Consider the following 26,402-nt stretch of genomic DNA (forward strand, 5'->3'; position numbering starts at 1 on the left):
CTTAACCACGTACGCAAAAACTCCGCACGGCCTACCGGACGAAATTCTCCGACATGTGACCTGACGGATGCCGAAGATCGCTGGGCGGGTGCCCGCGGGCGTGCGAAAGGCCCCCCACCCGTCGATGCGGTGGGGGGCCTTCGACCCGCTCGGACTCAGTCCGGCCAGCGGCCGGTCAGCCGTCGTACGCCGATCGCGCCGCCGCGGTCCACCGCCGCCCGGACCACCGCGAAGATGGCGCCCTGCAACGCCGCCGCGGCCAGGATCTCGCCCCAGCCACGGTCCTCGTCGGTCGCGCTCGGGGCCTCGCCGTCGCCGGCCGTCATCGTCCAGACCTGCCGGAAGATCGCCCCGGCGACCGTACCGGCGGCCAGCCCGAGCAGCACCCCGACGGGCTTGTACGTGGCCCTGCCGATGCCCCTGCTCATCTGCGCCTCCCCCGGACGATCAGCAGCACGACCACCGCCGCCACGGCGCCGGCCGCCACCGTCGCCCACGGCATCGGATTGCGCCGGACCACCGCACCCTTCTCCGACGCCTGTGCCCGCGCCACGTCCGCCTTCTGCGCCGCCTGCCCGCGCACCCGGGCGACGGTCTGCGCGGCCTGCTCGCGCATCCGCTCCTTCGCCTGGCCGGCGGACTCCCGCAGCCGGGCCTTCACGTCGGCCCTGGCGGCCAACAACTCCATCGTCTCGCCCAGCTCCACCCGGGTACGCCGGATCTCCGCGCGGAGCGCCTCGGCGTCGCCGGTACCGTTGCCCGTCATGCCCGTCCCCTGTCCTTCACCGCGGCGGTGACGACGTCCACGTCCGCCCGGAGGCTCTGCACCGTCGACGCCGGCACCGGGGGGACCGCCTGGCTGACCTGCTTCTTGCCCACCAGGGCGAGCACCCCGGCGACCAGGAAGAGCAACACCGCCACGATCAGGGCGGCCAGCCACGCCGGCATGACCAGGTCGAGCAGCAGCACCGCGGTGACGACCAGCGCGCCCAGCCCGTAGAAGGCCAGCGCCCCACCCCCGCCGAAGAGACCGATTCCGATCCCGGCGTGCTTGCCCTTCCGGGTCAACTCCGCCCGGGCCAGCGCCAACTCGTCCCGTACGAGGCGGGAGACCTGCTCGGTGGCCCGCTGCACCAGTTCGGCGGTGGACGGCTCGCTCCCGGTCCGGGACGTCTGTTGGTTCGTGACGTCAGCCATGCTGTCCTCCTTTCATCATCACCGCGCTGTATGCCCGGAGTCGCCGCCCGTCAATCCTGCGCGCAGTGACCAACCACATCTGACCGCAGGTGGACCCGCACCGTCCGGCGAAACGCGGAAGCCGGTACGACGAAGCACCCGCCGACGGCGCGCGGGCCGGTCGGCGGGTGCGGTGCGAGGGTGGTTCAGCGGCGGGAGTCGGCGTGCTCGTCGGGGCCGACGAAGGCCTCGCTGCGGGCGTCGCCGTCGTGGCTGCCGCCGAAGACGCGGGCGTCGTCGGGCACCTCCGGCTCCTGGAGCCGGCGCACCGGCCGGCGGGGCTGCGCCCACTGCCAGGGCAGGGCGCCGGAGGCGTCGCCGATCTCGGTGCGGGTCCGGGGCAGGGCGGTGGGGCGGTGGTCCCGGATCCAGCCGACCAGGTGCTCGCGGACCAGGCAGCGCAGGTCCCAGAGGCTGCCCGCGTCGGCGGCGCTGACCAGCGCCCGGACGGTGATCGTGCCACCGGTCGCGTCGGTCACCTGGAGCACGCAGACCCGGCCGTCCCACAGCTCGGTGCTCTCCACCAGGCGGCGCAGTTCCTCGCGCATCGCCTGCACCGGGACCGCCCAGTCCACCTCGAACTCGGCGGTGCCGAGGACGGCGGCCTCGGTGCGGGTCCAGTTCTGGAACGGCTTGCTGGTGAAGTACGAGGTGGGCAGGATCAGCCGGCGGTCGTCCCAGATCTGCACCACCACGTAGCTCAGGGTCAGCTCCTCGATCCGGCCCCACTCCCCCTCGACCACGACCACGTCGTCGAGGCGTACCGCGTCGCTGAAGGCGAGCTGGAGGCCGGCGATGACGTTGCCGAGCAGGCTCTGGGCGGCCAGCGCGGCGACCACACCCACCACACCGGCGGAGGTGAGCACGCCGGCGCCGATGCCGCGTACGGCGGGGAAGGTCATCAGCATCACGCCGACCGTGAGCACCACGATCACCGCGATGGTCAGCCGGCGCAGCAGCACCACCTGGGTGCGGACCCGGCGGGCGTGCCGGTTGTTCGGCACGTCCACCCGGAACCGGGCCAGGGCGGTGTCCTCGATCGCGACCAGCAGCGCGGCGACCAGCCAGGCCACGGCGGCGACCACGGCCAGCACCAGGGCGTGCAGCACCACCTGCCGCCAGGGCGTGCCGACGGCGTACCCGGTGGTGAACCGAACCGCGAACTGGACGGCGAGGACGGTGCCGGCCACCTGGAACGGGCGGTGCGCGTGCTCGGTGAGCTCGGTCATCAGCAGCGAGCCCCGGCCGAACCGCCGGATCACCCGGTGCACCACCTCGACCAGCAACAGGGCGATCGCCGCCGCGGCAGCCGCGGCGGCGATCGTCTCCAGGTAGTCCTGCACGCTCTCTCCCTCCGGCCGGGCTTCGGGCAAAGGCCCTATGGTGCCCGGTGGTTCCGGAATCGGCCAGCTCAGACCTTGCGGTACCGGGACTGGAGGAAGCAGAACGTGCCGAAGGCGGCGATGCCGAGGGCGACCAGCACCAGCAGCGCCTGGCCGTAGGACTGGTCGCGCAGGGTGTGCAGCGCGGCGTCCAGGCCCCGGGCCTTCTCCGGGTCGTACTTCAGCGCGGCGACGACGATCAGCACACCGGCGATGCCGTACGCGATGCCCTTGGCGACGTAGCCGGCGATGCCGAGCCGGCGGGCCAGGGTGTGGGCCTTCGGGCTCATCTCGCCGGTCTTGAGGTGCTTTTCGAAGCGCTTGACCAGGCCGTAGATCACCAGACCGACGCCGATCGTGGCGAGCACCAGCCCGGCCAGGCCGATCACCAGCCGGCCGCCGCCGGAGGTCATCAGCTTGCCGGTGAACGCCTCCTGCTGGTCGGCGCTGTTCGAGCCGGCGTCCTTGAAGACCTTGAAGGCGGTCCAGGCGAAGTAGAGGTAGACGATCGTCCGGCCGGCGGAGGCGAGCCGCTCCCAGACGCGCTCTTTGCCCTGCTCGACGCGGTGCCCGACGGCCGCTTCCAGGCCCTGCCAGATGGCCATGGCCAGCAGGCCGATCGCGATCAGGATGACCAGCGTCTTGCCCAGGGGCTGGGCGGCGATGGTCCGCAGCGCACCGGACTGGTCGCCGTCCTCACCGGGCTTGCCGAAGGCGATCTGCAGGGCGAGCCAGGCGAACAGCAGGTGCACGACCCCGTAGCCGATGAAGCCGGCCCGGGCGAGGAGTTCCAGCCAGCGGCTGTCCGCGGTGCGGGCGGCGGTGGCTTCGGCGTTCCGGGTGAGAGACATGGCGCCACAATCTCCGAATGCGAAGATCCCCAAACGTGCCGCGGCGCCGCCTGAGAGACGCCGTCAGCTGCTGGTGTTGCGCGCCACGCGGATCTTGACCTGCTGGTCGGTGACGCTGTCCAGGGTGACCGCGAAGCCGCCCACCTCGGTGGCCTGCTGGCCGACGGTGAGGGAGAGTTGCTCGCCGGCGACCTCGACGGTGACCTGGTCGCCCTGGGCCCCGATCAGCTTCGCCTCGACGCCGAGGATGTTCGCGCTGGCGTCGACGCCCCGGTCGAAGGTGACCGTGCAGGCGTCCAGGCCGCAGTCGGTGTCGGCTCCCTCGGAGCTGCAGCCGGCCAGCACGGCCACGCCGAGAGCCAGGCCGGCGAGCAGGCCGGCAATCCGGCGGGTGGGGGTGAGCGGGGAGGTAGCGGATCGCGTCGTCACGCGACCAAGGGTACGAGACGCCGACGACACCGGCACCGCCGCGTGATGATCAGCCGGTCCGGGGCCGCGCGTTAGGGTCCGATCATGCCGTTCGACATCGCCCGGACCCGGGCCGCCTACCCCGCGCTGACCGAGGGTTTCGCCCACTTCGACGGTGCCGGCGGCACCCAGACCCCGCAGTCGGTGATCGACGCGGTCAGCGGGGCGATGGGCACCGCGCTCGGCAACCGCACCCCCGCCTTCGCGCCCGGCCGCCGGTCGCTGGAGCTGGTCGACGCCGCCCGCGCCGCGGTGGCCGACCTGCTCGGCGCGGCGCCGCGCGGGGTGGTGCTCGGGTCGAGCGCGACCGCGCTGACGTACACGCTGGCCCGGACCCTCGGCGAGACCTGGCGCCCCGGCGACGAGGTGGTGGTCTCCCGGCTCGACCACGACGCGAACGTGCGGCCCTGGGTGCAGGCGGCCCGGCTGGCCGGCGCGACCGTGCGCTGGGCGGAGTTCGACCCGGCCACCGGTGAGCTGCCCGCCGACCAGTACGCCGACCTGGTCGGCGAGCGGACCCGGCTGGTCGCGGTGACCGCCGGCAGCAACGCCGTCGGCACGATGCCCGACGTGGCGGCGATCGCCAAGACCGCGCACGCGGCCGGGGCGCTGGTCTGCGTCGACGGGGTGCACTCCGTGCCGCACGGCCCGACCGATCTCGCCTCGACCGGCGCGGACTTCCTGGTCACCAGCGCCTACAAGTGGTCCGGCCCGCACCTGGCCGCGATGGTGGCCGACCCGGCCCGCTGGGAGTCGCTGCGCCCGGCCAAGCTGGTCCCCTCCTCCGACGCGGTGCCCGACCGGTTCGAGGCCGGCACCCCGAGCTTCCCGCTGCTGGCCGGCGTGGCCGCCGCGGTCGACCACCTGGCCGGGCTGGACCCGACCGCCACCGGCGACCGGCGGGAGCGGGTCCGGGCCGGACTGGCCGCCGCCCAGGCGTACGAGGAGTCGCTCTTCGACCGGCTGCTGGCCGGGCTGGCCGACAACCCCGCGGTGACCGTGTACGGGGCTGCCGCCCGGCGCTGCCCGACGGTGTCGTTCCGGCTCGCCGGCTGGTCGCCGGCGGGGCTGGCGGCGGCGCTGGGCGAGGCGCGGCTCTGCCTCTCCTCCGGCGACTACTACGCCTACGAGTACTTCCGGGCGATGGGGCTGCGGGAGACCGGCGGCGCGGTCCGGGCCAGCGTCTACCACTACAACATGGCCGAGGAGGTGGACCGGTTGCTCAGCGAACTGCACACCCTCGCCCGGCGGCGGGAGACAATGGCCCGGTGAGCTTCCTGGTCGAGGAGAACCCCGCCAAGCACCGCTTCGAGATCCTGGTCGACGACGCGCTGGCCGGCTTCACGGCGTACCTGCCGCGCGGCGAGGTGCGGATCTTCACCCACACCGAGGTGCGCCCGGAGTTCCAGGACATGGGGGTCGGCGCCGCGCTGGTCCGGGCCACCCTGGACCAGGTGCGCGAGCAGGGCGGCCGGTTGGTGCCGCAGTGCCCGTTCGTGCGGGCGTACATCGAACGGCACCCCGAGTACGCCGACCTGGTCTTCGAGCCGGCCTGACCGGCACCGGCCCGCCGCACCGCGCGACGATCGTCGCACGGTGCGGCGGGGCGGAGTGGTCAGCGGGGGCCGGCGAGCAGTTGCGCGGCGGCCAGCGCGCCGGCCCGGGTGGCGCCGTGGGTGGCCACGTGCACCCGGCCGACGACCAGCTCGGGCACGCCCAGCTCGACCACGACCGCGTCCGGGCGGGCGGCGAGGGCCCGCTCGACGGCGGACCGCATCCAGTCGTGCCGGTGCAGGTCGCGGACGACCAGCACGACCGGCCGGCCGCCCGCCCCGGCCGTCGGGTCCGCCGGCACCTCGAACTCGGCGAACCGGGCGGTGGTGGTGCCGGGCCGCAGCGCGGCCAGCGGGGCGGCGATGCCCCAGGGCGTCTCCGGGCCGATGGCGATGTTGCGCGGCGGGGCGAACTCCACCACGTGGGCGGGGGCGACCAGCGGCAGGGCGGCGGTGGCGCCGCTGACCCGCAGGGCCCGGCGCGCGGCGGCCAGGCCGACCGGCGAACCGTCGTGGGCCGGCACGGCCCACGCCGGACGGTCGGCGCGGGCGGCCACCGTCCACGCGGCAAGCTGACCGACCCGCTTGGCCGCCTCGGCGAGCCGTTCCTCGGGCAACTCCCCGGCCATGACGGCGGCGACGATGGCGTCGCGCAGGTGGCGGGCGGCGTCCTCGTCGGCCCGTTCCCCGCCGACGCAGACCGCGTCGGCCCCGGCGGCCAGGGCGCGCACGGCGGCGCCGGCGAAGCCGTACCGGTCGGTGACCGCCCGCATCTCCACCGCGTCGGTGATCACCACGCCGGAGAAGCCCAGCTCCTCGCGGAGCAGGTCGCCGAGGATGCGGGGGCTGAGGGTGGCGGGCAGTTCCTCGTCGAGGGCGGGCACGAGCAGGTGCCCGGTCATCACGGCCTGCACCCCGGCCGCCACCGCGGCCCGGAACGGCACCAGCTCACCGGCGTCGAGGCGGGCCCGGCTGGCGTTGATGCGGGGCAGGTCGTGGTGCGAGTCGACCCGGGTGTCGCCGTGGCCGGGGAAGTGCTTGGCGCAGGCGGCGACGCCGGCGGACTGCAGGCCGCTTACCCAGGCGGCGGTGTGCCGGGCGACCAACTGGGGGTCGGCGCCGAAGGACCGGACGCCGATCACCGGGTTGGCCGGGTTGTTGTTGACGTCGGCGTCCGGGGCGTAGTTGAGGGTGATGCCGAGCGCGGCGAGGTCGGCGCCGAGGTCCCGGGCCACCTCCTCGGTCAGCGCCGGGTCGTCGACCGCGCCGAGGGCGAAGTTGCCCGGGCGGGAGCTGCCCAGCGCAGACTCGATCCGGGTGACGTCGCCGGCCTCCTCGTCGATGGCCACCAGCACGTCCGGGCGTTCGGCGCGCAGGGTCGCGGTGAGCGCGGCGAGCTGGCCGGGGTCGACGACGTTGCGGGCGAACAGGACCACCGAGCCGAGCCCCTCGCCGAGCCAGCGGCAGACCCAGTCGGGCGGGGTGGTGCCGACGAAACCGGGCTGTAGGACGGCGGCCGCCAGGCCCGCCAGGTTGCGCTCGCTCATGCGGCCCCCGTACCCCCGTGTGGTCGTCCGACGGCCGGTCGCCGTCGCGGTGCTGCCATGGTCACACCGGGCCAGGAAATAGTCAATAAACCTTACTGTTACCGTCTGGCGCCCTCCGGGGCGACGTGCGACAGTGCGGGAATGGATCTGTTGCCGCTCGCCGACGCCACCTCGCCGGCCGACGTCCCCGGCGTGCGCCTGCTCGGCGTGGTGGTCGGCGGCCTGCTGCTGCTCGCCGCCATCCGGGCCATGTTCGGTCGCCGCTGACTGATCCCCCGAGTCCGGGGTAGGGCATCCCTGGTCAGCAAGGCGCGACCGGCGCCGGGCGACGGCGAGGGGGAAAGATGAAGATCGGTTACTTCCTGTCCAGTGAGGAGTTCACCCCGGCGGAACTGCTGGAGCAGGCGCGCGGCGCCGAACGGGCCGGCTTCGAGGCGCTGTGGATCTCGGACCACTACCACCCGTGGGTGGACGCGCAGGGGCAGAGTCCCTTCGTCTGGTCGACCATCGGCGCGCTCAGCCAGGTCTGCTCGCTGCCCGTCACCACCGCGGTGACCTGCCCGACCGTCCGCATCCACCCGGCGGTGCTGGCCCAGGCCGCGGCCACCAGCGCCGTTCTGCACTCCGGGCGCTTCGTGCTCGGCGTCGGCTCCGGCGAGGCGCTCAACGAGCACATCCTCGGCGACGCCTGGCCGCAGACCGACGTCCGGCTGGAGATGCTGGAGGAGGCGGTCGAGGTGATGCGCGAGCTGTGGCAGGGCGGATTCGTCAACCACCACGGCAAGCACTACACCGTCGAGCACGCCCGGATCTACACCCTGCCCGACGCGCCCCCACCGGTCTACGTCTCCGGCCTCGGTCCCAAGGCGATCGACCTGGCCGCCCGGATCGGCGACGGCTACGTCACCGTCATGCCCGACGCCGACATGGTCCGCCGGTTCCGGGAGAGCGGCGGCGGCGACAAGCCGTGCCAGGCCGGCTTCAAGGCGGCGTACGCCGACAGCGAGGAGGAGGGCGCGCGGCTGGCGTACGAGAAGTGGCCGAACGCCGGGGTGCCGGGCGAGCTGTCCCAGGTGCTCCCGTCCCCGCGCCACTTCGAGCAGGCCGCCCAGCTGGTCAAGCCGGAGATGATGAAGGCGTCGTTCGTCTGCGGCAACAGCGCCGACGCGCACCTGGAGATGATCGACAAGTACGCCAAGGCCGGCTTCGACGAGGTGTACGTGGCCAACACCGGCCCGCACACCCAGGGCCTGTTCGACCTCTACCAGCGGGAGGTGCTCCCCCGGCTGCGCTGATCACCGCCGCAACGGCACTGTCCCCGGGCGGCCGGGGGTCACGGCCGCCAGGGCGGGGCAACGCCGTGCAGGAGGGTGCGGGTCAGCTCGTCGACCAGCCGCGGTGAGGGCTCCGGCGCGGGGCCGACGGGGTCGAGCAGGTGGCTGAGGACCAGGTCGTGGCAGACGCCGACGACCAGCGCGGCGACCGCCTCGGCGCTGGCGTCGGCCGCCACCCGGCCGAGCTTCCGCTCGGCGCGCAGGTAGCCGGCCAGCTCGGTGCGGAGCCCGCGCCCGGCACTGATCGGGTTGGGCAGCTCGGCCAGCCGGGCCAGCAGCTTGGGCTGGGTCAGCACCCCGGCCATGGCTGGCAGGATCGCCGCGTGCAGCGCCAGCGCACGGGTCAGGTACGCCCGCAGGTTCGCCTCGACCGTGGCCTCGCCCGGCTGCGGCGGGGCGCCCTCCAGCCCGGCCTCGGCGGCCCGCACGTGCGCGTGCAGCGCGTACGCGAGCAACTCCTCCTTGTCGGCGAAGTGGTTGTAGAGCACGCCGTCGGCGACCCCGGCCTCCCGGGCGACGTCCCGAACGGTCAGGGCCACGGTGCCCCGCCGGGCCACCAGCCGCCGGGCCGTGGCGATCAGGTGCTCGCGCAGGCTCTGGTCGCCGTCGCGCAGCGCGGCGGCCTTCCTCGGTGACATCACCGGCATCCTAGGTGTGGAGCTGCCAGAGAGCCGCACCAACCCGGGAGGTCAGCTCAGGTATTGCCGGTTGGCCTGGGGGTCGAGCTGAGGACGGCGTCCACGACTGTGTCGGCGTAGTGCGGGGTGATCGGCTGGCCAGTGATCAGGAGCCGGTACCACAGCGGTGCGATGAGCAGGTCTTCGATCAGGTAGGGGTCGAGGCCGGCCACCTGCCCGCTCTCTTGCGCCGCGCGGATCCGTTCGCGATTGCGTCCCGAGAGCGGGATGTGGATCTTCTGGTGGAGGATGGCGGCGAGCTCGGGGTCGTGCTGGGCCGATCCGACCACCCCGGCGAGGAGCCCGCGAAACGTGTCGTCGGTGAAGATCTTGGTTGCGGATCGGATCCAGGAACGCAGGTCCGCCGCGAGGTCGCCGGTGTCGGGGATCAGGAAGTACGGCTCGCCCAGGCGTTCGGTCAGTGCGTCCAGGAACAGCGCGCCCTTCGTCGGCCACCAGCGATAGAGCGTCGGCTTGCCGACCTTCGCGCGGGCGGCGATCGCCTCCATGGTCACGGTGGCGTAGGAGCGTTCCGCGCACAGATCAAGGGCGGCCTGAAGAATCACCGCTCGCGATCGCGCACCACCGCTGGCCCGTCCAGTCACAAGGCGACCGTACCACGGGAACGTAACGTTTCGTTCTTGACACGCCAGCCGCCAGCTGCGTTAATACTCTCATTGAACGTTACGTAACGTTACGTTTTCAACGTGTAGGAGAAGCTGTGACGTCATCGATTCTGCTCACCGGCGGGACAGGCACCCTGGGGCGCCTGGTCCTGCCGCTCCTGCGCGATGCCGGCTTTGAGGTGCGGGTCCTCAGCCGGCGCGGCGGCGAGTCCCGCACCGGCGTCGAGTACGTGAGCGGCGATCTGCTCAAGGGTGACGGGATCGAGCCCGCAGTAGACGGGGCCGAGATCATCCTGCACCTGGCAGGCGCCCCCAAGGGCGACGCCGAGGCGACCGCGAACCTGGTGCGGGCCGCCTCCCGAGCGCGGGTGCGGCACCTGATCTACATCTCGGTCATCGGGGCGGACCGGATCCCGCTGAGCTGGTTCGGCTCCAAGCTGGCCGCCGAGCGCGCCGTAGCCGGCTCCGGCCTGCCGTGGACGACGCTGCGTGCCGCCCAGTTCCACGAACTGACCCTGAAGACCCTGCAGGCGATGGCGAGGCTGCCGGTCATCCCGGTCCCGGGCGGAATGCGGTTCCAGCCGGTCGACGCGCGCGACGTGGCAGCCCGCCTGGTGGAGATCACGCTCGACAAGCCGGCCGGCCTGGTGCCCGACCTGGCCGGGCCCGATGTGTACGGAATGGCTGAGCTGCTCCGCGGGTACCTGCGGGCGCGCGGCAGACGCCGGTTGATGATGCCGGTCCGGATGCCCGGAAAGGCCGGCCGCGCATACCGGGCCGGCGAGAATCTGACTCTCGAGGCGGCGGTGGGCAAGCGAACCTGGGACGACTTCCTGACCGAACGGCTGCGATAGCACACCGATCCGTCGGTCGGCAGCCGACGCGCTCAGTGGCCATCCCGCACGTCCCATCCGCGCGCCGTGGGCGGCGGGAAGGCCTCCGCGGTGAAGGGCTCATCCTCGCGCGGCCGGCTGACGCGTTCCCGCCGACCAGCGGCGCCCGGTTAGAGCTCGAAGAGCTTTGGAGGACACCTCGATGGGCGAGCCCGAGTTCGTCTACACGACCTGCATCAACACCACCCCCGAGCGCCTCTGGCAGGGGTTGACCAACCCTGCCATCACCCGGCACTGCTGGCGCGGGCTGACCTTCGACTCAGACTGGAGACCCGGCTCCACCGTGACCGTGCGCTACCCCGAGCACAACGTGACGATCGCCGACCCTGCCCGAGTCGTGCTCGAGTCCGATCCCTGCAGACGACTGTCCTACACCTGGCACACCTTCACCCCGGAATGGGCGGCGGTCAGCGGGTTCAGCGAGGAACTCCTGGCCCGCTTCTCCGCCGAGCGCCGCTCCAAGGTGGCCTTCGACATCGAAGACCTCGGCGAGACCGTCCAACTGACCGTGACCCACGACGACTTCGCACCCGGCAGCGCCGTACTGCAGGCCGTCACCAACGGCTGGCCACGCCTCCTGGCCGACCTCAAGACCTTCCTCGAAGAACCCTAGACCTACTTCGATCAGGCGGACCTGCAGCTCGCCGACGGCGTGAACGGTCCGCATCAAACAAGCAGGTGGATGGCAACCATTCCCCGCCACTCACCTCGGCGAGGCCAAGGCCCGGGCGTCCTGCGCCGGCAGTAGCGGAGCGGGTTGGCTCCCGTGCGGGCACGGCTCGCCGGCTCTTGATCCGTCCCCCAGGTGGCCGCCCAGACCGGCGTTGACCAGCGTCGGCATCCCGCATATGAATTCGATTGAGGAGACGGACGTGACGAACGACCCAAGAATCAGACAGGTGTCGATGGTCAGCACCGGATCGGTGTCGATTCACCCCGAGCACGTGTCCGCCACCCGCAAGCCGATGTACTGGTGGTTGTTCACCTCGCGTCGCTGGACACCGCCGCTGCCCATCAACGTATACGTGATCGAGCACCGCGACGGGCTGGTGCTGTTCGACACCGGACAGGACCGAGCGTCGGTGACCGCCCCCGATTACTTCCCGGGCGGCATCACCGGAGTGATGTACGGCAGGCTTGCCCGCTTCGATATCGGCCCCGAGCAGACCCTCACCGCCCAGTTGGCGGCAATCGGCTACGACATCGGCGATGTCCACACCGCTGTCATCTCCCATCTGCACCAGGACCACATCGGCGGCCTGCGAGAGCTGAGCGGCGCCGAGATCGTGGTCAGCCAACGGGAGTGGAACACCCTCGGCAAGCCGCAAGCGGAACTGCGGGGCCTGCTGACCTCCCACATCGACCTTCCCGGACTGCGCTGGCGCCACATCGCCCCCGAGCCCCTTGCCGACCCCGCCCTGGCCCCCTTTTCCACCGGCCACGACCTGTTCGGTGACGGCAGCATGGTGCTACTGCCCACCCCCGGCCACACTCCCGGGTCGCTGTCGATGCTGGTCCGCAGGCCCGGCCGGACACCGCTGCTCATGGTCGGCGACCTGACCTATGACTCGGCTCTGCTGGAGCGTGGCCAGGTGCCCGGCGTCGGCGAGCGGCGCAAGCTGGCCGATACGACACAGCTGGTCAACGAACTCCGCCTGCGGAATCCCGGCCTGACGGTTCTGGCCGCCCACGACCCGGGCGCGGCCTCGAACCTCGTCGCCGCTGACCACAGTGAACCGATATGAAGTAACCCAAACATCTAAGAATCTCAACTTGAGGCACTGCGCCTTGCGCAATGAAAGGGCGTCCATGCGAACCACGACCAATGAGCGAGCGACAAGATTGGTAGACGCGCCGCCCTCACAGGTCCGTCTGTTGCTGATCGATGCGCGGGCAATACCCGGTTGGAACCCGGCAATCCGAGCCATCGATGGGCCCGCCGAAGCTCCCACCGGGGTCCAGTACGCCATCAAGGTACGCGGCGGACTCAGTGGGACCTGGGAATACACCCGCATCGACGAACGGCACATCGACGTGACCTGGCAGGTTCCAGGGTTCCTGGAAACCGGCACCTGGCTGCTCGGGCCGCACGGAGGGGGCACGATGGTCACCCACCAATTCCAGCACCAGGGGCCCCTGGCCCACATGCTGAGCAACGCCTTTCGCGGGGTTGCCGAACTCCGCCTCGATCGCCTGGCCCAGCAGGTCACCAGTCCATGAAGTGAGAGCGGAACAGGGCGTCCTCCGAACACGTGCAACGACGCAGTGGCCGGCCGGCGCAGGTCTTGTCGGACATGGCCGTAGCTCAGGTGGGCGGTGGGCCGGCCTCGTTCGACCCGGCGGACCGCAAATCACGCGAACGAACGCCGGGTCCACGTCTTGGCCTTGCCGTCACGGCCTTGACGGGTGCGGCGCCGGCCCGCCCCGCCGGTGCCGTCGCGCGCCCCGGACGGGCGGCGTGCCCCGTCCGGGCGGAACGAGGGGTCGGAGTGGCCCGGCGGCGGGCGTTCGGCGGGTCAGGCCGGGCGGTGGGCGGTGACCAGCCAGGCGGTGCCGCGCAGGCGTACCCCGTCGGGGCCCTCGTGGGCGCGCAGCGCGTCGGTCAGCGCGGCGCGCGCCCGGCCCGCGGTGGCCGCGTCGACCCGGTCGAGCTGGTGCCGCACGGGTCCCCAGCCGGCAAGGAACTCCCCGGCGTCGACCGCGTCGCGCCCCCAGAGCTGGGACGCCTCGGCCGGGACGCAGGCCGCCCCGGTGAGACCGGCGTCGGTGAGGACCCGCTCGACGACCGCCGGGTCGGCGAGGGAGAGCGGCTCGGCGGCGCCCGTACCGTCGGTGCCCGGGTGCGGCAGGTGGGCGGCCAGCGCGGCGAACATCCGCCCCAGGTCGCTGTGGCGGATGTCGTCGAGGCAGACGAAGGCGAGCCGGCCGCCGGGGCGCAGCGCCCGGGCGAGGTTGCCGAACGCGGCGACCGGGTCGGCGAAGAACATCACCCCGAACCGGCTGAGGACCACGTCGAACGCGGCGTCCGGCAGCGGGTGCACCTGCGCGTCACCCTGGATGAACCGGACGTTGCCCACCTGCTCCGCCGCCGCGCCGGCCCGGGCCCGGTCGAGCATCGGCGCGGAGAGGTCGATCCCGACCGCGTGGCCGTCGCCGGCCCGGCGGGCGGCCAGCCGGGTCAGCTGCCCGTTGCCGCAGCCGACGTCCAGCACCCGGTCGCCGGGCCGGACGCCCGCCAGCAGCGGAGCGTTGAAGCCGGCGTTCACCGCGTCGTAGCGGTCGTGGTGCCGCGCCCAGTGCCGGCCCTCGTAGCCGTTCCACGCCTGCGCCTGGTGGCTGTTGACGACGGTCTCCATCGGGCCTCCTCATTATGAACACACGTTCATGGGCACTCGTTCATGATGGGTGGGCGGATCGGGCGGTGTCAACGGTTTCGGCGCTGATCTCCTCGGGTACCTCCGGCCCTCGATGAAGCTGTCCATGCACTCGACGACGTTGCGCCGCGCGGCGCGGAGCCTCTTCGGCTGGACCGCGCTGCGGCCCAACCAACTCGCCGCCATGCGCGCGGTGATGAAGCGACGCGACGCCCTGGTGGTCCTGCCCACCGGCGCCGGCAAGTCGGCGATCTACCAGATCCCGGCCAGCCTGATCCCCGGACCGACGGTGGTGATCTCCCCGCTGCTGGCGCTGCAGCAGGACCAGATCGCCGCTCTCAACGAACGCCAGCGCCCGGAGCTGCGGGCGGTACGGATCAGCTCCGACGAGTCCCCGGCCCAGCAGGCCCAGGCGATCGAGGAGATCCGCGACGGCTGCGCCGAGTTCCTCTTCATCACCCCGGAACAGCTCAGCAACCCCGACCGGATGGCCGAGGTCAGGGCGCTCAAGCCGGCGCTGGTGGCGATCGACGAGGCGCACTGCATCTCCGCCTGGGGGCACGACTTCCGCCCCGACTACCTGGCGCTGGGCCACCTGATCGACGGCATCGGCCGGCCGCCGGTGGTGGCCCTGACCGCCACCGCCTCACCGCCGGTGCGCGACGACATCATCGCCCGGCTGCGGCTGCGCGACCCGGAGGTGGTGGTCTCCGGGCTGGACCGGCCCAACCTCTTCCTGGAGGTGGCGCACTGCCCCACCGACGACTACCGGTGGCGGCGGCTGGTGGCGCTGCTGCGCGACGACCAACGCCCCGGCATCATCTACGTGCCGACCCGGCGGGCCGCCGAGGAGCTGGCCCAGCGGTTGACCGACGCCGGCTTCCCGTCGCAGTACTACCACGGCGGGATGGCCACCGGCGCCCGGCACGAACTGCACGAGGCGTTCCTCGCCGACCAGGTGCCGATCATGGTGGCGACGTCGGCGTTCGGCATGGGCATCGACAAGCCGAACATCGCCTGGGTGGTGCACATGGCGCTGCCCGACTCGCCGGACAGCTACTTCCAGGAGATCGGCCGCGCCGGCCGGGACGGCGCGCCGGCCCGGGTGCTGCTGCTCTGGCAGGCCGAGGACGTCGGGCTGCAACGCTACTTCAGCGGCGGCCTGCCGGACTCCACCGAGCTGCGCGACCTGGCCGCGCTGCTGCGCAAGGAGGCGCGGACCAGGAAGGAGCTGCGCGAGGTGACCGGACTCGGTCCGCGCAAGCTCGGCCAGTACCTGTCGCTGCTGGAGCAGGTCGGCGCCGCCGAGCCGCGGGCCAGGCAGCGGATCGGCTCGCCCCGCTACTCGCCCAGGCCGGTGGACGCCGCCGCGGCGGCCCTGGCCGAGGCGGAGCGGCAGCAGACCGTGACCCGGTCCCGCACCGACATGATGCGGGCCTTCGCCGAAACCACCGCCTGCCGCGGCCAGACGCTGCTGGCGTACTTCGGTGAGCAGATGTCGGAGGTCTGCGGGCACTGCGACAACTGCCACGCCGGCACCAGCACCGCCGACGACGGCGCGGTCGGGCCGTTCCCGGTGCACAGCCAGGTCCGCCACCCAGAGTGGGGGGCGGGACTGGTGCTCAACTACGAGGAGGACCGGATGACGGTGCTCTTCGACGAGGTCGGCTACAAGACGCTCTCCGTGCCTGTGGTGTCCGAGCAGGGCCTGCTCACGCTGGACTAGCCTGACCGGGCACCGGGCGCAGACGCAACGAAACGAGAGGGGCTCAGTCGTGATCGAACAGCCGGCGTACACCGGGTTCGGGTTCTCCGACGAGGAGTGGGGGCTGCTGGTCGGCCTGCCGCAGGCGGTCCTGACCGCGGCCAGCGCCGCGGAGCACGACGGCGGCCGGCGCACCCGCGCGGAGAACGCCGCCGGGCTGGAGACCATCTCCGCCGGCCGCGAGTCGGCCAACCCGCTGGTCGCGGCCGTCGCCGGGGAGATCGTGTCCCGGGTGGGCGACCCGGAGGCCGGCGAGGAACTGCCGGTCATCGAGCCGGCGGACCCGCAGGCCCTGATCGACGACGTGCTGGCCCGGGCCGGCCAGGCGTCGGCGCTGCTGGCCGCCCGGGTGGACGAGGGCGAGGCCGGGGCGTACAAGCACTGGCTGGTGGAGATCGCCGAGCAGGTGGTCGGCGCCGCCGCCAGCGGCGGCCTCCTCGGCCTCGGTGGCGACCAGGTCAGCGACTCGGAGCGGCGCTTCCGCGACCGGCTCTCGCACGTGCTCAACGACTGATCGGCACCACCCCGGATCCGCGCGCCCACCCGGTCGCGCGGATCCGTCGGATCCGCGCTCTTCCGCCGGCAGGGCCGTCATCGACAATGGGCCGGACACACGCGGAACCATGGAGGCGGGAAAGATGCTGGACCGGAACGTCATCGACACGGAGGCGCTGCCGCCGCGCGAGCGGTTCGGCATGTGGCTCGACCTGGTCGCCCGCACCGCGTCGCCACTGCAGATGCGGTCCGCGCACGCCGACGACTTCACCGCCCGCGCCGAGATCATCCCGCTCGGCCCGATCCAGCTGGTGAACTACCGCTACCCCTCGCTGGACGCGATCCGGACCGCCAAGCTGGCCCGGCAGACCGAGGTGGACTACTTCCTGCTCGCCCTGACCACCACCGGCACCGGCTCGTCGGGGCAGGCCGGCCGGCAGAGCGTGCTCGGGCCGCGTGAGTTCACCTTCTACGACGGGTCGCGCCCCCACCAGGTCAGCCACGAGGGCGCCCAGGGCGGCCAGCAGCACGCCAGCTCCGTGGTGGCCCTGATCCCGTTCGGCGCGCTGCCGCTGCCCCCCGACCGGCTGGCTCCCCTGCTCGCCGGCCGGATGTCCGGCACCGAGGGGGTGGGCGCCCTGCTGGCGCAGTACCTGGTGCAGATCACGGGTCACCCGGAGCAGTACCACGCGGCGGACGCCGAGCGGCTCGGCACGACCGGGCTCGACCTGATCGTCACCATGCTCGGCCGGCACCTGGTCGCCGAGGACGCGGTGCCCCGGGAGGTACGCCGTCGGGCGCTGCTCGCGCAGGTGCGCGGCTACATCCAGCGACACCTGGGCGACGCCACGCTGAGCCCGCAGCGGATCGCCGACGCGCACCACGTCTCCGTCCGGACCCTGCACCGGCTCTTCGAGACGGAGGAGACCACGGTGGCGTCGTACGTGCGCGACCTGCGCCTGGACCGGTGCCGCCGCGACCTCGCCGACCCGGCGCAGGCGCACCGGGCGATCCAGGCCGTCGCCGCCCGCTGGGGCTTCGGTGACAAGGCGGTCTTCAGCCGCGCCTTCCGCGCCGCCTACGGCGAGACCCCACAGGGGTACCGCGCGGCCCGGCGGGAACAGGCACGGATCGTCAACGACGCGGCATCCGTCGTCAACTCGACGTCGACATACTGAATCGGGATCGGCGGTCGGCAGGCCCGTGCCGGCCACCGATAACGGGGGACCGTGGTGGCGCCCGTGACCTCCTTGTCACGGGCGGCCGCCCCGGTACCGCCAGGACGGCCCGCCACCGCCCGCCACCCGGCCACACCGACTCCGGCCCCGTCGCTCTTCCCCCCAGGACCGACGACGGGGCCGGTCAGGCCTCCTCCAGCAACTCCAGGACCGTCCGCTCGGCCTCCGGCTTCGGGGTGTCCGGCCGGACCGGCGCCACCACCCCGTCGTGGTAGAGGTCAACCACCCGCGGATCCACGTAGGACGTGCGGGCCACCGTGGGGGTGTTGCCCAGCAGCTCGGCGACCTCCTTCATCACCCCGGCGACCGCCTTCTTCCGGGCGTTGGCGGACCGTTGCACGCCCACGGTGGCCAGCTCCGTCGCCGCGAGCACCGTCGCGTGCCAGGTGCGGAAGTCCTTGGCGGTCATCTCGCCGCCGCTGGCGTCGCGCAGGTACTCGTTGACCTCGTCACTGCGCACGTCGCGCCACTGCCGCCCGTCCCAGTAGCCGAAGAGACGGTCCTCCGCCCGCCGCCGCCGGCGCAGGTTGGTCAGCACCTGGCACAGCTCCGCATCCTCGATCCGGCGGACCTGCTCGATGCCGCCCTTGGCGGGGAACTCGAAGACCACGCACCCACCCCGGGAGCGGGCGTGCTCGGGGCGCAGGGTGGAGACCCCGAAGGTGGCGTCCTCGCCGACCGCGTACTGGTCGTTGCCGACCCGGAACATCCCCATGTCGAGCAGCCGGGCGACGGTGGCCAGCACCCGGTCCCGGTTCAGGCCCCGCCGGCCCAGGTCGTCGGCGATCCGCGCGCGCAGCACCGGCAACCGGTGGGCGACCTCCAGCACGTGGTCGAACTTCGCCTCGTCGCGCTTGCGCCGCCACTCCGGGTGGTAGAGGTACTGCTTGCGGCCGGCCGCGTCGACCCCGGTCGCCTGGATGTGCCCGTTCGGATACGGCGAGATCCAGACATCCTGCCAGGCGGGCGGGATGACCAGCTCGCGCAGTCGGGACAGCACATCGGGGTCGTGGACCGGCTCGCCCCGGGGGTCCAGGAACACCCAGCCCCGGCCGGCCCGGCGGCGACCGTACCCCGCCCGGCCCGGATCACTACGCCGCAATCGCACCGGAGATCCGCACCGCCTCTTCGGCCTCGTTCACGGCGGCCAGCACCCGGTCCACGGGCAGGGCCGCCAACGTCGGGTGGCTTCCTACCCCGGGCCGGTCGGGCCAATCCCGCGCGCCGCTCCACAGCGCCCGGTGCCGGGGCCGGTCCGGCGGCGGACCCCACTCGGCCGGCGGGACCGGGCCGAAGAGCAGCACGGACGGGGTGGCGTAGGCGGTGGCGAGGTGGCCGACCCCGGTGTCGCCGCTGACCACCAGCCGGGCGTGGGCGACCAGCGCGGCCAGCTCGCCCAGGTCGGTCCGACCGGCCAGGACGGCGGGGTCGGGCAGACCCGCCCCGGCGGCCACCCGCCGCGCCAGGTCCCGCTCGTCGGCCGAGCCGGTCACCACCACCCGGTGGCCGCGCTCGGCGAGGGTCCGGGCCAGCGCGGCGAAGCGCGCCGCCGGCCAGCGCTTCTCGGGGATCTTGCTGCCCGGGTGGACGACGGTGACCCCGGTCGGCGTCCGGTCCGCCGCCGGCCGGCGCAGGGCGAGGTCGCCGGGGTCGGCGGGGACGCCGTACCAGGCCAGCAGGCGGCACCAGCGGTGCACCTCGTGCTCCCCGGGACGCCACCGCGGGCCGTCCGGGTGGCCGGCCTCCGGGCAGCGGAACGCCAGCAGCCGGCCCGCGCCGGCCAGCATCCGGTGCGAGTCGGGCCCGCGCCCGTGCAGGTTGACCGCGACCGGCGGGGGCGGCCACGGCGGGGAGCCCAGGCCGTCGGTGGGCAGCAGCCGGTCGACGCCGCCGACCAGGTCGACCAGCGGCCCGAGCCAGGCCGGCGCCGCCAGCGCCAGCTCCCGGTCGGGGTACGCGGCCCGCAGCGCGCGCAGCGCCGGTACGGCCGTGGCCAGGTCGCCCACGCCGAGGGCGCGGAGCACGAGGATCACGGGTACGAGGTCTCCTGCTCGGCGCAGACCACCATCTCGCGTATTGCGCAACCGGGCGGCTGGGAGAGGGCGAACATCACCGCGGCGGCGGTGTCGGCCGGGTCGTTGAGCTTGGCCTCCGGGCCGGGCCGGTACTGCGGGTCACGCGCGTCGAAGAAGGCGGTGCGCATCCCGCCGGGGATCAGCAGCGTCACGTTCACCCGGCCGGCGAGTTCGGCGGCGAGCGCCCGGGTGAAGCCGACCACCCCGAACTTCGCCGCACAGTACGCGGTGGCGTCGCTGACCGCCTTCACCCCGAGGGTGGAGGCCACCGTGACGATCCCGCCCCGGGACGCCTCCAGGTACGGCAGCGCCGCGCGGACCACCGCCACCGTGGCGAGCAGATCGACCGCGACGATCCGTTCCCAGGTCTCCCGGGGCACGTCGGCGAGCTTGCCGGGCACGTCGGTGCCGGCGGCGGTGACCACCGCGTCGAGGCCGCCGGAGCGCTCGGCCAGCTGCCGGGTGGCCTCCTCCGCGGCCCGGGTGTCGGCCAGGTCGCACTCGACCCAGGGCACCCCGTCACCGGGGCGCTGCCGGTCCAGCACCAGCGGCCGCCCGCCGGCCCGGGCCACCGCGGTGACCACCGCCGCGCCGAGCCCGCTCGATCCGCCGGTGACCAGGACGGTCGGGCCGGCACCCGGTGCACTGCTCATCGCGCTCCCTCCGCCGTCGGACGCTGCGCACCGGCGGCCCTGACCGCGCCGGTGGGTGCGGCGCGGTACGCCCCGGGGCGCTCGCCGCGGGCCGCCGCGATCATGTCGGTGGTGGAGCGTCCGTCCAGGTACGGCACCACCACCGAGTGCCCGCCCCAGCGGCGCAGCGCCTCGGCCTCCGGCAGGCTCGCCGGGTCGCCGCCGCCGGTGGCGTAGTCGCCGCCCTTGACCCAGATGTCCGGGCGCAGCCAGCTCAGCACCGCGTCCGGGGTGGACTCGTCGAAGACCAGCACGGCGTCGACGCAGCTCAGCGCCGCGAGCAGCCGGCTGCGGTCGCCCTGCGGCACGACCGGGCGCTGCGGCCCCTTCAGCCCGGCGACGCTGGCGTCGGAGTTGAGGCAGACGATCAGGCAGTCGCCGAGCTGCCGGGCGGCCTGCAGGGTCGCCACGTGCCCGGCGTGCAGCAGGTCGAAGCAGCCGCCGGTGGCGACCACGGTGCCGCCGGCGGCGCGTACCTCGGCCACCACCGCACCGGCCGCGGCGGCCCCGATCCGCTCCCCGCCGCCGCCCAGTGGCACCGGCGCGGCGGCGCGGACCTCGGGCGGCAGCGCGGCCGCCACTCCCCCGCCGGCCACGTACGCCGACGCCTCCGCCACCGCCTCCTGCACCGCCTCGGAGACCAGCGCGCCCCGGGCCAGCGCGAGGCTGGCCGCCGAGGCGAACCGGTCCCCGGCCCCGCAGGTGTCCCCCTCGGCGTTCACCGGAGCGGCGACCACCAGCGGGGTGGCGCCGGCGTGGCAGAGCAGCGCGCCGTCGCCGCCCAGGGTCACCGCCACCGCGCCGGCTCGCCACCGCTCGCGCAGCCCCTGCGCGCCCCGCGAGGCGGTGGCCAGCCGGGACGAGCCCGGCGGGACCTCGGTCAGGTCGCGTACCTCCGCCTCGTTCGGGGTGGCCAGGGTGACCCCGGGCACCGCCGCCGGTCCGCGCGGGTGCGGGTCCCAGACCACCGGCGCGCGGGTCGCGGCGAGCGCCGCGCGCAGCGCGGGCTGCCGGGCGACGCCCCGGCCGTAGTCGCTGACCAGCACGGCGGACGCCTCGGCGATCAGCCGGAGCACCGCCTCGCTGGGCGGTCCGGGGTCGGCGGCCGACCCACCCCGGTCGTGGCGCAGCAGCACCCGGCCGCGGGCCCGCAGCCGGATCTTCTCGGCGGTGGCGCCGGGCAGCGGCAGCGCGTACACCTGCACGCCGGCGGCGCTGAGAAGGCAGCTGAGCCGGGCGCCGCCGGCGTCGTCGGCGAGCGCCGTCACCAACGCCACCTCGCCGGCGCCCTGGGTGGCGGCGAAGACCGCGGCCAGGCCGGCGCCGCCGGGGCGGTCGGCGTACGTCGTCTCGTCGAGCACCGGTACCGGTGAGTCCGGGCAGAGCCGGTTCACCACGCCCTCGACGTCGCGGTCCAGCAGGGTGTCGCCGATGACCACCAGGGGTCCCCGCACGGCCGGCCTCCTCATCCCGCCTCGACTTGCCGGTCGCCGCCGTCGAGCACCACCTCGACGCCCGCGCGCACCGGCGCGGTGGGCCGTTCGACGGGGGCCGCACCGGCCGTCCCGGCCACCGCCAGCGCGGCCGGCAGGGCCCGGTCGACGTACTCGCAGAGCACGTGGGTGGAGACCAGGTGCAGCTCCTGCACCACCTGGCTCTCCGGCGAGGCGATGGCGAGCGTCTCGTGGCAGGCGTCGGCGAGCGGGTTGGGCGCCGGGCCGGTGAACGCCCAGCAGCGCAGCCCGACCTCCCGGCCGGCGCGGACGGCGGCCAGCAGGTTGGCGCTGGCCCCGCTGGTGGACATCAGCAGCAGGATGTCGTTCTCCCGGCCGTGCGCGCGGACCTGGCGGGCGAAGACCTCGTCGTAGCCGTAGTCGTTGCCGATCGCGGTCATCGCGGAGGTCTCCGCGTGCAGCGCGATGGCCGACAGCGGCTGCCGGTCGTCGCGGAGCTTGCCGACCAGTTCGGCGGTGAGGTGCTGGGCCTCGGCCGCGCTGCCGCCGTTGCCGGCGACCAGCAGCCGGCCCCCGCCGGCCAGCGTGGCGGCCAGCTCGGTGCCCCAGCGGGCGAGCTGCTGCTCCGAGGACCGGTACGGCAGCAGCGCCTCGGCCAGCATGGTGAGGTGCGCGTCCAGCACCCCTTCGGCGGCCGTGGTCATCAGGCGACCACCCGGGTCGGCCGGCGCACGGCGGCCACCTCGCCGTACAGCTCGGCCAGCCGCTCGGCGGTGGTCGACCAGGAGTAGCTGCGCCGGGCCCGTTGCAGCGCCGCGGTGGCGTACCCGAAGCGGCGGATCCGGTCGTCGAGCAGGCGCTGGATCGCCGCGCCCAGGGCCTGGGGGTCCCGGGCCGGGACCAGGTCCCCGGTCACCCCGTCGACCACGGTGTCCTTGATCCCACCCACGGCGGTGCCGACCACGGGCACGCCGCAGGCCATCGCCTCCAGCGGGGTGAGCCCGAACGGCTCGTACCAGGGGGCGGCGACCAGCACGTCGGCGGAGCGGTACCAGCGCCCCATCTCCTCCCGGGGCACCGCGCCGACCAGCCTGACCCGGTCGGCCACCCCGCAGGTGGTGGCGAGGGCGCGCAGCCGGCGGGCGTACGGGTCGGTCTCCAGCAGGCCGGCCGGCGGGCCGCCCACCACCACGCACTCGGCGTCGGGCACCAGGGCCATCGCCCGGATCACCGTCTGGAAGCCCTTGCGTTCCACCAGCCGCCCGACGGTGAGGATCCGGGGCCGGTCGGGCTCCCGCTCGGCGGCCGGGCCGAGCGGGGCGAAGCTGGCGAGGTTGACCCCGGACGGCACGACGGTCATCCGCGAGCGCGGGACGCCGAGGCGAACCAGCTCGCCCACCTCGTCCTGGCACTGCGCGACCACCCGGTCGACCGCGCGGCCCAGCTCCCGCTCGTACGCGATCCGCCGCGCCGGGCTGGTGTCCTGCACGCCCTGGTAGCGCCGCTTGACGGTGCCGAGCGCGTGGTACGTCTGCACCACCGGCACCCCGGTCTGCCGGCTGGCGGCCAGCGCGGCGAGCCCGCTCATCCAGAAGTGCGCGTGGATCACCTCGGGCACCCAGTCGCCACCGCGCCACCGTTCCACCAGCCAGCCGCTGAACTCCTTCATGTGCGGCAGCAGCGCGTCCTTGGCCAACGGCTCGGCCGGGCCGGCCGGCACGTGCACCACGTCGTACCCGTCCGGGGCGCGGACGGTGACCGGCAGATCGACCGCGTCGCGGCGGGTGTAGACCCGGACGTCGTGCCCGGCGGCCGCCAGCGCGGCGGAGAGCTCCGCGACGTGGGTGTTCTGCCCACCGGCATCCTCACCGCCCAGGATGGCGAGCGGGCTGGCGTGCTCGGAGATCATCGCGATGCGCATACTTCCTCCTCCAGCAGGCGGTCCCAGTCGGCGAGGAAACGGTCCAGGCCGTAGCGGGCCCGGGCGGCGGTGCCCGCCTCGGCGCCGGCGCGGCGGGCCTCGGCGGGTTGCGTGACGAACCGCCCCGCGGCCTCCAGCAGCGCGTCCACCCGGGTGGAGAGGGCGCCGGCCCCGGGCGGCACGGCCTCGACGGCCTCGGTGGTGGCCAGCGCGACGACCGGCATGCCCATCGTCATGGCCTCGATCAGGCTCAGCCCCAGCGACGTCCACCGGCACAGGTGCAGGTACGCCCGCCGCCGCGCCAGCTCGGCGTGCATCCGGTGCTGCGGCACGTCGTCGTGGCTGGCCAGCCGGTCGGCCGGGAGGCCGAGGTGTTCCGCGAGCCCGGCGACCTTCATGCCGAACACGTCCAGCGGGGCGATCTCGGCGAAGCGGGACAGCAGGTCGGTGCCGGTGACCCGCCAGCGGCGTACCGGCTCGTTGATGACGACGGCGAGCCGGTCCAGCTCGCCGGTCCACTGCACCGCCGGCGGGACCACCCCGTGCTCGACCACGGCGGTGCGGGTGCCGCCGTTGTCCCAGAACAGCTCGTTGAAATGGGTGACGTGGGTGAGCAGCAGGTCGTCCCGGTCGGCCATCGGGTGGCGGGTGTTGGGCACGTCGCCCTTGGGGGTGTTGTGCTCGACGTAGATCGCCGGCAGGTCCCGGCCGGCCCGCCGGCCCAGCCAGTCGCAGGCCAGGTCCATCTCCTCGGGCCGCTGCAGCAGCACCACGTCGACCTCCTCCCGGCGCAGCTGCTGCGGCGTGACCTCCACCGCGCTGTCCGGCCAGGGATAGGTGCGGGCCCGACCCAGCCCGTACGGGCCGCGGTCGGGGGTGACCGGCACCAGGTAGCGGTGCTTGCCGTGCACGAACGAGGTGGTCCAGGAGCCGTGCACGTGCCACACCAGGATGTTCATCGGGCGCTCCCGCCGCCGGCGATCACCGGATCGATGCCGACGGTGGCCGGCGCCGCGCCCGGCGGGGGCGCGTCGGCGGGTACCCCGAGCAGGCGTACCGCCGCCAGGACGTGGTCCGGCTCGATATTGGACAGGCAGGGGTGGCCGGGCACCGGGCAGCGGGTGGCCCTGGTGTCCCGGCAGGGCGCGGCGGCGTCGCCGAGGCGGACCGCCGGCACCCGGTACGGCCCCCACTGTCCGAACGGGACGGTGGGGGCGAAGAGGCTCACCACCGGCACGCCCAGCGCGGCGGCCAGGTGCGCCGGGCCGGTGTTGCCGACCACCAGCGCGCCGGCGTCGGCCAGCACGGCGGCGAGATCCGCCAGACCGGTCCGCCCGCCCAGGTCGACGCCGGTGTCGCCGGCCACCCGGGCGGTCAGCTCCGTCTCGTCCGGGCCGCCGGTGACCGCCACCCGGTGGCCGGCCGCAGTGAGCACCCGGACGATCCGGGCGGCCAACTCGGGCGGGCAGGCCCGGGTCTGCACCGCCGAGCCGGGGTGCAGCACCACGTAGCCGGGCCGGCCGAGCCGGGCCGGGGCGGGCGACAGCCCGTCGGTCCGGATGCGCAGCGCCGGGTCGTCGGCGGCCGGGAGCGGGAAGCCGGCGGCCGCGGCCAGCGAGAGCGCCCGCTCGGGCTCGGGCAGCCCGTCGGGCACCCGGTGCCGGACGTCGAGCAGCGCGCCCGGGTAGTCGTCGCTGATCGCGCTGACCCGGGGCACACCGGCCATCCGCAGCAGCAGCGCGAGCGGGAGCGGTGACTGGTGGAAGGAGGTGAAGACCACCGCCTCGTCGGCGCGCACCCCGGCGAGGCGGTCGGTGAGCCGGCGGATGTCGTCCGGGTCGACCGGGGCGGGGTCGCCGTCGATCCAGGGCAGCGGCCATTCGACGAGTTCGTCGACGCCGGGCAGCAGGGCGGCGGCGTGCCGACCGCGGGGCCCGTGCAGCAGGACGACCCGGTCGGCGCCGGCGGCGACGGCGCGGACGGCCGGGCCGGTGACCAGCACGTCGCCGGCGGAGTCGCTGCGGACGACCAGCACCGTGCCGGCCCGGCGGGGCGCGCTCGGACGCAGCGCGGCCTGCCGCCGCAGGATCTCCTCGATGGCCGCCGGCAGGTCGCGGGCGACGTGCGGGGCGGCGGCCACCTCCTCGGGCCGGGTGACCGGGGTGGGGACCAGCAGGCCGGTGGCGCCGGCGGCGAGCGCGGCGGTGATGTCCCGGCCGATGTCACCGACCAGCACGCACCGGGCGGGCGTGGTGCCCAGCGCGGCGGCGGCCCGGTGGACCAGGCCGGGGGCGGGTTTGCGGCAGGCGCAGTCGTCGCCGTCGTCGTGCGGGCAGACCTGCCAGGTGTCGAACGGGCCGAGCAGGGCCTCGATCCGGGCGTGCACCGCCCGCATCTGCGCGGCGGTGAACATCCCCTTCGCCAGCCCGGACTGGTTGGTCACCACGCCGAGGCGCAGGCCGGCCGCGCGCAACCGGTCCAGCGCCGCCCGCGCGCCCGGCATCGGCCGCACCTTCTCCGGGTCACCGTTGTACGGCACGTCCTCGACCAGGGTGCCGTCCCGGTCCAGCAGCACCGCGTCGAACAGGACCGGCCGGATCACGGCCCGGTCGACGGCCGGGTCGACCTGGCCTGACCTGCGCTGATCCGGCTCCATCTGGTCCCGTCGCACGGGCGGCGGGTTCCCGGAGCCCCGGGGAGTAAACATCATCTACCCGGCGGTACGGCTCGTCGCCGTCCCGGCCGCGCAGGGCTCGCCGACCCGGCCTTACCCGTCGCGCCGGAGAAGCTAACGCCCGGTCCGCCCCGCCGGTTAGCCCTG

At 74.1% G+C, this 26,402-nt stretch carries 29 protein-coding genes; 11 read left to right on the forward strand and 18 right to left on the reverse strand.

Translation table 11 applies throughout. From position 1 onward, the window contains the following. Positions 1-155: 155 nt before the first annotated feature. From M2302_RS07520 to M2302_RS07545, 6 genes are all read right to left on the reverse strand, one after another. Positions 156-428: a DUF4235 domain-containing protein gene (locus M2302_RS07520; RefSeq protein ID WP_280837194.1), complete on the reverse strand. Its 273-nt coding sequence runs from the start codon at positions 426-428 to the stop codon at positions 156-158. After that, positions 425-766, reverse strand: a complete 342-nt coding sequence (locus M2302_RS07525) for a DUF3618 domain-containing protein (RefSeq protein WP_280837195.1) — start codon at positions 764-766, stop codon at positions 425-427. The genes M2302_RS07520 and M2302_RS07525 overlap by 4 nt, the downstream gene beginning before the upstream one ends. Further along, positions 763-1,197, reverse strand: a complete 435-nt coding sequence (locus M2302_RS07530) for a phage holin family protein (RefSeq protein ID WP_280837196.1) — start codon at positions 1,195-1,197, stop codon at positions 763-765. The genes M2302_RS07525 and M2302_RS07530 overlap by 4 nt, the downstream gene beginning before the upstream one ends. Positions 1,198-1,382: 185 nt before the next feature. After that, a complete protein-coding gene (locus M2302_RS07535) occupies positions 1,383-2,579 on the reverse strand; it encodes a mechanosensitive ion channel domain-containing protein (RefSeq protein WP_154938252.1) in 1,197 nt (398 codons plus the stop codon). A 68-nt stretch (positions 2,580-2,647) separates the two neighbouring features. Then, positions 2,648-3,469, reverse strand: a complete 822-nt coding sequence (locus tag M2302_RS07540; protein WP_280837197.1) for a DUF1206 domain-containing protein — start codon at positions 3,467-3,469, stop codon at positions 2,648-2,650. Positions 3,470-3,532: 63 nt separating this feature from the next. Beyond that, positions 3,533-3,898, reverse strand: a complete 366-nt coding sequence (locus M2302_RS07545; RefSeq protein WP_280837198.1) for a hypothetical protein — start codon at positions 3,896-3,898, stop codon at positions 3,533-3,535. 84 nt (positions 3,899-3,982) lie between these two features. Between M2302_RS07545 and M2302_RS07550 the strand changes: the two genes are divergently transcribed. Next, entirely contained in the window at positions 3,983-5,209 is a 1,227-nt protein-coding gene (locus M2302_RS07550) for a cysteine desulfurase-like protein (protein WP_280837199.1), read from the forward strand. Then, entirely contained in the window at positions 5,206-5,493 is a 288-nt protein-coding gene (locus M2302_RS07555; protein ID WP_179804228.1) for a GNAT family N-acetyltransferase, read from the forward strand. Before M2302_RS07550 ends, M2302_RS07555 begins: the two co-directional genes overlap by 4 nt. A gap of 59 nt (positions 5,494-5,552) precedes the next feature. On the opposite strand, the gene M2302_RS07560 is transcribed toward M2302_RS07555, so the two are convergent. Beyond that, positions 5,553-7,037 (reverse strand): glycoside hydrolase family 3 N-terminal domain-containing protein, encoded by a 1,485-nt coding sequence (locus tag M2302_RS07560; protein WP_280837200.1) that lies wholly within the window; start codon positions 7,035-7,037, stop codon positions 5,553-5,555. 141 nt (positions 7,038-7,178) lie between these two features. Between M2302_RS07560 and M2302_RS07565 the strand changes: the two genes are divergently transcribed. Both M2302_RS07565 and M2302_RS07570 read left to right on the forward strand, forming a co-directional pair. Beyond that, complete coding sequence (locus M2302_RS07565) at positions 7,179-7,304, forward strand: hypothetical protein (protein WP_255541416.1); 126 nt, start codon at positions 7,179-7,181, stop codon at positions 7,302-7,304. Positions 7,305-7,381: 77 nt separating this feature from the next. Continuing rightward, the gene (locus M2302_RS07570) at positions 7,382-8,332 is read left to right on the forward strand and encodes a TIGR03557 family F420-dependent LLM class oxidoreductase (RefSeq protein WP_280837201.1); all 951 of its coding nucleotides are present in this window, start codon (positions 7,382-7,384) and stop codon (positions 8,330-8,332) included. Positions 8,333-8,370: 38 nt separating this feature from the next. Here M2302_RS07570 and M2302_RS07575 read toward each other — a convergent pair whose 3' ends face one another. Together M2302_RS07575 and M2302_RS07580 are read right to left on the reverse strand one after the other, a co-directional pair. Then, a complete protein-coding gene (locus M2302_RS07575; RefSeq protein ID WP_280837202.1) occupies positions 8,371-9,009 on the reverse strand; it encodes a helix-turn-helix domain-containing protein in 639 nt (212 codons plus the stop codon). 56 nt (positions 9,010-9,065) lie between these two features. Beyond that, on the reverse strand, positions 9,066-9,653 hold the full coding sequence (locus tag M2302_RS07580; RefSeq protein WP_280837203.1) for a TetR/AcrR family transcriptional regulator: 588 nt from the start codon (positions 9,651-9,653) through the stop codon (positions 9,066-9,068). A gap of 116 nt (positions 9,654-9,769) precedes the next feature. Here M2302_RS07580 and M2302_RS07585 point away from each other — a divergent pair, with 116 nt between their 5' ends. The 4 genes from M2302_RS07585 (at position 9,770) to M2302_RS07600 (ending at position 12,787) form a co-directional block, all read left to right on the forward strand. Then, positions 9,770-10,528 carry an NAD(P)H-binding protein gene (locus tag M2302_RS07585; RefSeq protein ID WP_280837204.1) on the forward strand — a complete coding sequence of 253 codons (759 nt, stop codon included), beginning with the start codon at positions 9,770-9,772 and terminating at the stop codon, positions 10,526-10,528. 181 nt (positions 10,529-10,709) lie between these two features. Beyond that, a complete protein-coding gene (locus M2302_RS07590) occupies positions 10,710-11,180 on the forward strand; it encodes an SRPBCC family protein (RefSeq protein WP_280837205.1) in 471 nt (156 codons plus the stop codon). 259 nt (positions 11,181-11,439) lie between these two features. Further along, a complete protein-coding gene (locus tag M2302_RS07595) occupies positions 11,440-12,312 on the forward strand; it encodes an N-acyl homoserine lactonase family protein (RefSeq protein ID WP_280837206.1) in 873 nt (290 codons plus the stop codon). A gap of 64 nt (positions 12,313-12,376) precedes the next feature. Further along, positions 12,377-12,787, forward strand: coding sequence for an SRPBCC family protein (locus tag M2302_RS07600; protein WP_280837207.1), 411 nt, complete (start codon positions 12,377-12,379; stop codon positions 12,785-12,787). A 296-nt stretch (positions 12,788-13,083) separates the two neighbouring features. On the opposite strand, the gene M2302_RS07605 is transcribed toward M2302_RS07600, so the two are convergent. Further along, positions 13,084-13,923, reverse strand: coding sequence for a methyltransferase domain-containing protein (locus M2302_RS07605; protein ID WP_280837208.1), 840 nt, complete (start codon positions 13,921-13,923; stop codon positions 13,084-13,086). A 112-nt stretch (positions 13,924-14,035) separates the two neighbouring features. Here M2302_RS07605 and M2302_RS07610 point away from each other — a divergent pair, with 112 nt between their 5' ends. From M2302_RS07610 to M2302_RS07620, 3 genes are all read left to right on the forward strand, one after another. Continuing rightward, complete coding sequence (locus tag M2302_RS07610; protein WP_280837209.1) at positions 14,036-15,667, forward strand: ATP-dependent DNA helicase RecQ; 1,632 nt, start codon at positions 14,036-14,038, stop codon at positions 15,665-15,667. A gap of 49 nt (positions 15,668-15,716) precedes the next feature. Beyond that, positions 15,717-16,220, forward strand: a complete 504-nt coding sequence (locus M2302_RS07615) for a hypothetical protein (RefSeq protein ID WP_280837210.1) — start codon at positions 15,717-15,719, stop codon at positions 16,218-16,220. A gap of 124 nt (positions 16,221-16,344) precedes the next feature. Beyond that, positions 16,345-17,379, forward strand: a complete 1,035-nt coding sequence (locus M2302_RS07620; protein WP_280837211.1) for a helix-turn-helix domain-containing protein — start codon at positions 16,345-16,347, stop codon at positions 17,377-17,379. 184 nt (positions 17,380-17,563) lie between these two features. On the opposite strand, the gene M2302_RS07625 is transcribed toward M2302_RS07620, so the two are convergent. From M2302_RS07625 to M2302_RS07660, 8 genes are read right to left on the reverse strand one after another with little or no spacing between them, the layout of a single operon-like run. Beyond that, a complete protein-coding gene (locus M2302_RS07625; protein WP_280837212.1) occupies positions 17,564-18,547 on the reverse strand; it encodes a DNA topoisomerase IB in 984 nt (327 codons plus the stop codon). Continuing rightward, positions 18,531-19,472, reverse strand: coding sequence for a glycosyltransferase family 9 protein (locus M2302_RS07630; RefSeq protein WP_280837213.1), 942 nt, complete (start codon positions 19,470-19,472; stop codon positions 18,531-18,533). Before M2302_RS07630 ends, M2302_RS07625 begins: the two co-directional genes overlap by 17 nt. Then, positions 19,469-20,167, reverse strand: a complete 699-nt coding sequence (locus tag M2302_RS07635; protein WP_280837214.1) for an SDR family oxidoreductase — start codon at positions 20,165-20,167, stop codon at positions 19,469-19,471. Before M2302_RS07635 ends, M2302_RS07630 begins: the two co-directional genes overlap by 4 nt. Continuing rightward, on the reverse strand, positions 20,164-21,660 hold the full coding sequence (locus M2302_RS07640; RefSeq protein WP_280837215.1) for a PfkB family carbohydrate kinase: 1,497 nt from the start codon (positions 21,658-21,660) through the stop codon (positions 20,164-20,166). The genes M2302_RS07635 and M2302_RS07640 overlap by 4 nt, the downstream gene beginning before the upstream one ends. Positions 21,661-21,671: 11 nt before the next feature. Further along, positions 21,672-22,364 (reverse strand): SIS domain-containing protein, encoded by a 693-nt coding sequence (locus M2302_RS07645; protein WP_280837216.1) that lies wholly within the window; start codon positions 22,362-22,364, stop codon positions 21,672-21,674. Then, positions 22,364-23,581, reverse strand: a complete 1,218-nt coding sequence (locus tag M2302_RS07650; RefSeq protein ID WP_280837217.1) for a glycosyltransferase — start codon at positions 23,579-23,581, stop codon at positions 22,364-22,366. The genes M2302_RS07645 and M2302_RS07650 overlap by 1 nt, the downstream gene beginning before the upstream one ends. Further along, entirely contained in the window at positions 23,566-24,540 is a 975-nt protein-coding gene (locus M2302_RS07655; RefSeq protein WP_280837218.1) for a glycosyltransferase, read from the reverse strand. Before M2302_RS07655 ends, M2302_RS07650 begins: the two co-directional genes overlap by 16 nt. Continuing rightward, positions 24,537-26,237, reverse strand: coding sequence for an HAD-IIIA family hydrolase (locus M2302_RS07660; RefSeq protein WP_280837219.1), 1,701 nt, complete (start codon positions 26,235-26,237; stop codon positions 24,537-24,539). Before M2302_RS07660 ends, M2302_RS07655 begins: the two co-directional genes overlap by 4 nt. Between the last annotated feature and the right edge of the window lie 165 nt (positions 26,238-26,402).

The sequence above is a fragment of the Micromonospora sp. A200 genome (assembly GCF_029893845.1).
Taxonomy (GTDB): Bacteria; Actinomycetota; Actinomycetes; order Mycobacteriales; family Micromonosporaceae; genus Micromonospora; species Micromonospora purpureochromogenes.